Origin of the sequence: Pseudomonas sp. 18.1.10 (genome assembly GCF_024655625.1) — a bacterium.
Classification (GTDB): Bacteria; Pseudomonadota; Gammaproteobacteria; order Pseudomonadales; family Pseudomonadaceae; genus Aquipseudomonas.
Genome location: NZ_JANLGL010000298.1, coordinates 1 through 5,229 on the forward strand (window position 1 = coordinate 1; position 5,229 = coordinate 5,229).

Sequence of the window (5,229 nt, forward strand, 5' to 3'; positions counted from 1 at the left end):
ATGCATTAACTGACAGACCGCATTCGCGAGCAAGCCCGCTCCCACATTTGATCTTCTCAGGCCTTAGAGACTATTCCTCTTGGCATGAAGTGACGGTACTTTGGCCGGGATCACACCCTCGCAGCGATGGCCCCGCCACGGGCACGCGACCAGACTGGAATCCTTCCACAGGAGAACCACCATGACCACCATCGCCGGCATCCAGATCCCCGACAGCGCCCTCGCCAAGGCCACCACCGAATACATCCGCGACGTCGAATCCGACCTGCTCTACCACCACTCCCGCCGGGTCTTCCTGTTCGGCGCGTTGAGCGGCGAGCGCAAGCAACTCACCTACAACCCGGAGTTGCTGTACGTCGGCGCGATGTTCCACGACCTCGGCCTGGTGGCTGGGCATCGCAGTGACAACGAGCGTTTTGAAGTGGACGGCGCCAATGCGGCGGCGGCGTTCCTCAAGCCTTACGGGCTGAGCGATGACGATATCGAACAAGTGTGGCTGTCCATCGCCCTGCACACCACGCCGGGCGTGCCGCAACATCTGCGCCCGACCGTGGCCCTGGTCACCGCCGGCGTGGAGATGGACGTGCTGGGCATGGACTACGCGGCCTTTTCCAGCGTGCAGCGCGAAGCGGTGGTGCATGCGCATCCACGAGGTGAAGGGTTCAAGGAGTGCATCATCTGCGCGTTTGCCGACGGCTTGCGCCATCGTCCGCAGACTACGTTTGGCAATGTGAAGACGGATGTGCTGGTGGATCAGGAGCCGGGGTTCAGGCCGATGAATTTTGTTGAGGTGATTCGTACATCACCCTGGATTTGAAATGCAGTCAAATGTGGGAGCGGGCTTGCCCGCGAAAGCGGAGTGTCAGTCACCAGATTTGCCGACTGATCCACCGCATTCGCGGGCAAGCCCGCTCCCACATTTTGACCCGGTTCCGACCTTTAGACCGGTGCCGGCGCTCTACGCTTGTCCGGCTGTTGCCAGCCATCTGCCGCCGCTTCTTCAATCGCTTGCTGGATCGCCTTCTTGCGCTTCTCTTCCGCACGACGGCTGAAGAACCACACCAGGAAGGTCACCAGCGACACCGCCAACAGAATCAAGCTGGCCACGGCGTTGATCTCGGGTTTAACCCCCAGGCGCACCGCCGAGAACACTTCCATCGGCAAGGTGGTCGAACCCGGCCCCGACACGAAGCTGGCGAGTACCAGGTCATCGAGGGACAGCGCAAACGACATCATGCCGCCCGCCGCCAGCGACGGCGCGATCATCGGGATGGTAATCAGGAAGAACACCTTCCACGGCCGCGCACCCAGGTCCATCGCCGCCTCTTCAATCGACAGGTCCAGCTCACGCAAACGCGCCGACACCACCACCGCCACATACGCCGCGCAGAACGTGGTGTGGGCGATCCAGATGGTGACGATGCCACGCTCTTGCGGCCAGCCGATCATCTGCGCCATGGCCACGAACAGCAGCAACAGCGACAGACCGGTAATCACTTCCGGCATGACCAACGGCGCCGTCACCAGGCCGCCAAACAGCGTGCGGCCCTTGAACTGGCTGATGCGGGTCAGCACAAACGCCGCCAAGGTACCCAGCGCCACCGCTGCCACCGCCGTGTAGCAGGCGATTTCCAGGGAGCGCATCACCGAGCCCATCAACTGGGTGTTGTCCAGCAGGCCCACGTACCACTTGATCGACCAACCGCCCCACACCGTCACCAGCTTGGATTCGTTGAACGAGTAGATCACCAGGATCAGCATCGGCAGGTAGATGAACAGCAACCCCGCCACCAGCATGAAGCTTGAGAAACTGACGCGCTTCATATCTTGCCCTCCATCTCTTTGGCTTGGCTGCGGTTGAACAGGATGATCGGCACGATCAGGATCGCCAGCATCACCACCGCCAGGGCAGACGCCACCGGCCAGTCACGGTTGTTGAAGAATTCTTGCCACAACACTTTACCGATCATCAGGGTTTCCGGGCCGCCCAGCAGTTCCGGGATCACGAACTCGCCCACCACTGGGATAAACACCAGCATGCAGCCGGCGATGATGCCGTTCTTGGACAGCGGTACGGTGATCTTCCAGAAGCTGTTGAACGTGCTCGAACCCAGGTCGGACGCGGCTTCCAGCAGGCTCTGGTCGTGCTTCACCAGGTTGGCGTACAGCGGCAGGATCATGAACGGCAGGTACGAATAGACCACGCCGATATACACCGCGATGTTGGTGTTGAGGATCTGCAGCGGCTCGTTGATAAGCCCCATGGACATCAGGAAGCCATTGAGCAGACCGTTGTTGCTGAGGATGCCCATCCATGCATACACGCGGATCAGGATCGCGGTCCAGGTCGGCATCATGATTAGCAGCACCAGCACGGTCTGCATCTCTTTGCGCGCGGTGGCAATGGCGTAGGCCATCGGGTAGCCGATCAGCAGGCACAACAGCGTGCTGAAGAACGCCATTTTCAGCGAGCCCAGGTAGGCCGCGATGTACAGCTCGTCGCCCGCCAGCAAGCTGTAGTTGGCCAGGTTCAGCACCACCTGCAGCTTTTGCTCAACGTAGGTGTAGATCTCGGTGTACGGCGGGATCGCGACGTCGGCTTCGGCAAAGCTGATTTTCAGGACGATGAAAAACGGCAAGGCGAAGAACAGGAACAGCCACAGGAAGGGAATCCCGATGACCACCTGCTTGCCGCTGGGGACGAGGCGGTTCAAGCGCCGCTTGAGTTTTTTTGTGTTCATGAGCGCAGTACCACGCCGCTGTCGTCTTCCCACCACACGTACACCTGGTCACCCCAGGTTGGGCGCTGGCCACGGCGTTCGGCGTTGGCGACAAAGGACTGCACCAGCTTGCCGCTCGGCAGCTCGACGTAGAACACCGAATGGCCGCCCAGATAAGCAATGTCATGCACCTTGCCGCTGGACCAGTTGTGTTCGCAGGTCGGCATCTCGGACGTGACCAGCAGCTTTTCCGGGCGGATGGCGTAGGTCACCGACTTGTCTTCCACCGCCGTGGCGATGCCGTAGCCCACGTAGATGTCGCGGTCCAGGTCCGGGCACTTGAGCACCGCGTGGCCTTCGGCGTCGTCCACCACCTGGGTTTCGAAGATGTTGACGTTGCCGATGAACTCGCACACCAGGCGGCTGGTGGGCGTCTCGTAGATGTCGATCGGGCTGCCGATCTGGGCGATCCAGCCCAGGTGCATGATCGCGATGCGCTCGGCCATGGTCATGGCCTCTTCCTGGTCGTGGGTCACCATCACGCAGGTCACGCCGACGCGTTCGATGATTTCCACCAGCTCCAGTTGCATCTGCGAGCGCAGCTTCTTGTCGAGGGCGCCCATCGGCTCATCGAGCAGCAGCAGTTTCGGGCGCTTGGCCAGGGAACGGGCCAGGGCCACACGCTGGCGCTGGCCACCGGACAGCTGGTGCGGCTTGCGCTTGGCGTACTGGCTCATCTGCACCAGCTTGAGCATCTCGGCCACGCGGGCGTCGACCTCGGCCTTGGGGATCTTGTCCTGTTGCAGGCCGAAGGCGATGTTCTGCGCCACGGTCATGTGCGGGAACAAGGCGTAGGACTGGAACATCATGTTGATCGGCCGCTCGTAGGGCGGCATATCGGTGATGTCCACGCCGTCGAGGTAGATGCGGCCCTCGGTCGGGCGCTCAAAACCTGCGAGCATGCGCAGCAAGGTGGATTTGCCCGAACCCGAACCGCCGAGCAAGGCGAAGATCTCGCCTTTCTTGATTTCCAGGGACACATCGTCCACGGCAATCGTCTCGTCGAACTTCTTCGTGACCCGGTCGATTTTGACCAGCACCTTCTTAGGTGTCTGGTCGCCCTCGAGGGCTTTCTTATAGGCGCCGGAGGCAACTGCCATTTACGAAACTCCCAACAAAAATGTCTGTTCGCCCGAAACAGGCGAACCTTGGATAGTTCGGGCTTTACTTGCCCGTCTTGACCTTGGTCCAGCTACGGGTCATTAAACGCTGCACTTTCGGGGGTAGCTCGAAGTTGACAAATGTCCGGTCGAGAACCGCCTGCGGTGGGTAAACCGCTTCGTCGGTGCGTATCGATTGCTCCATCAGTTTGTCCGCCCCTGGATTAGGGTTGGCATAACCGACGTAATCACTGACCTGAGCGATCACCTCAGGCTGCAGCAAATAGTTGATGAAGGCGTGGGCTTCCTTGACGTTGGTGGCATCCTTGGGGATCGCCAGCACGTCAAACCACAGGTTGCCGCCTTCTTTCGGAATCGCGTAGGCGATGTTTACGCCCTTGCCCGCCTCGGCCGCGCGGGCCTTGGCCTGGAACACATCGCCAGAGAACCCGGCGGCCACGCAGATATTGCCGTTGGCCAGGTCGGAGATGTATTTCGAAGAATGGAAATAGGTCACGTAGGGCCGCACTTTCAGCAGCTTTTCTTCGGCCTTCTTGTAGTCGTCCGGGTTGGTGCTGTTGGGGTCCAGGCCCATGTAGTTGAGGACCGCCGGCAGCATTTCATCTGCCGAATCCATGAACGACACCCCGCAGGTGGCGAGCTTCTTCATGTTTTCCGGCTCGAACAGCACGGCCCAGGAGTCGATCTTGTCGACGCCCAGCACTTCCTTCACTTTATCGACGTTGTAACCGATGCCGTTGGTGCCCCACAGGTATGGCACGGCGTACCCGTTGCCCGGGTCGTTCTTTTCCAGGCGCTTGAGCAGCGCCGGATCGAGGTTGGCGTAGTTGCTCAACTGCGCCTTGTCGATCTTCTGGAACGCCCCCGCCTTGATCTGCTTGCCGAGGAAGTGGTTGGACGGCACCACCACGTCATAGCCGGTGCGCCCCGCCAGCAACTTGCCTTCCAGGGTTTCGTTGGAGTCAAACACGTCATACACGGGCTTGATGCCGCTGGCCTTTTCGAAATTGGCCAGGGTGTCGGTGCCGATGTAGTCCGACCAGTTATAAATATGCACCGTCGGTGCGGCCTGCACGCTCAGCGTCAGCGTGATACCTGCACCCACCAGCATGGCTTGGCGAAATAAAGAAATTGGCAAGTGGAGGTCCTCTTAAATAGTTGGGCCTTGAAGTTGTTGCCCGGCAACAAAACCGGCGCGCAACTTACCCTCGATAAACCGATCCGGCAAAACTTTCTGTCATTTAATGTGTGGGAGCTGGTTTATGTGGGAGCGGGCTTGCTCGCGAAGGCGGTGTATCAGTTGATACATTCGCTGGCTGACACACCGT

Annotated in this window: 5 protein-coding genes; 1 reads left to right on the forward strand and 4 read right to left on the reverse strand. The window is 60.0% G+C overall.

Going from position 1 to position 5,229, the window contains the following annotated elements; genetic code table 11:
* The first annotated feature begins 181 nt into the window (after nt 1-181).
* Complete coding sequence (locus NUV89_RS27235; RefSeq protein WP_257783751.1) at nt 182-817, forward strand: HD domain-containing protein; 636 nt, start codon at nt 182-184, stop codon at nt 815-817.
* Nucleotides 818-939: 122 nt separating this feature from the next.
* Here NUV89_RS27235 and NUV89_RS27240 read toward each other — a convergent pair whose 3' ends face one another.
* The 4 genes from NUV89_RS27240 to NUV89_RS27255 all read right to left on the reverse strand — a co-directional run bounded on the left by NUV89_RS27240 (nt 940) and on the right by NUV89_RS27255 (nt 5,039).
* Nucleotides 940-1,824 (reverse strand): ABC transporter permease subunit, encoded by an 885-nt coding sequence (locus NUV89_RS27240; protein WP_017739035.1) that lies wholly within the window; start codon nt 1,822-1,824, stop codon nt 940-942.
* Nucleotides 1,821-2,741, reverse strand: coding sequence for an ABC transporter permease subunit (locus tag NUV89_RS27245; protein ID WP_032884234.1), 921 nt, complete (start codon nt 2,739-2,741; stop codon nt 1,821-1,823). The genes NUV89_RS27240 and NUV89_RS27245 overlap by 4 nt, the downstream gene beginning before the upstream one ends.
* Nucleotides 2,738-3,880, reverse strand: a complete 1,143-nt coding sequence (locus tag NUV89_RS27250; RefSeq protein WP_057006455.1) for an ABC transporter ATP-binding protein — start codon at nt 3,878-3,880, stop codon at nt 2,738-2,740. Before NUV89_RS27250 ends, NUV89_RS27245 begins: the two co-directional genes overlap by 4 nt.
* A gap of 64 nt (nt 3,881-3,944) precedes the next feature.
* The gene (locus NUV89_RS27255; RefSeq protein WP_308220207.1) at nt 3,945-5,039 is read right to left on the reverse strand and encodes a polyamine ABC transporter substrate-binding protein; all 1,095 of its coding nucleotides are present in this window, start codon (nt 5,037-5,039) and stop codon (nt 3,945-3,947) included.
* Between the last annotated feature and the right edge of the window lie 190 nt (nt 5,040-5,229).

Excerpts from the sequence above, each read along its gene's own strand:
- NUV89_RS27235 (WP_257783751.1), top strand. The coding sequence starts at position 182 with ATGACCACCATCGCCGGCATCCAGATCCCCGACAGCGCCCTCGCCAAG.
- NUV89_RS27240 (WP_017739035.1), bottom strand. The coding sequence starts at position 1,824 with ATGAAGCGCGTCAGTTTCTCAAGCTTCATGCTGGTGGCGGGGTTGCTG.
- NUV89_RS27245 (WP_032884234.1), bottom strand. The coding sequence starts at position 2,741 with ATGAACACAAAAAAACTCAAGCGGCGCTTGAACCGCCTCGTCCCCAGC.
- NUV89_RS27250 (WP_057006455.1), bottom strand. The coding sequence starts at position 3,880 with ATGGCAGTTGCCTCCGGCGCCTATAAGAAAGCCCTCGAGGGCGACCAG.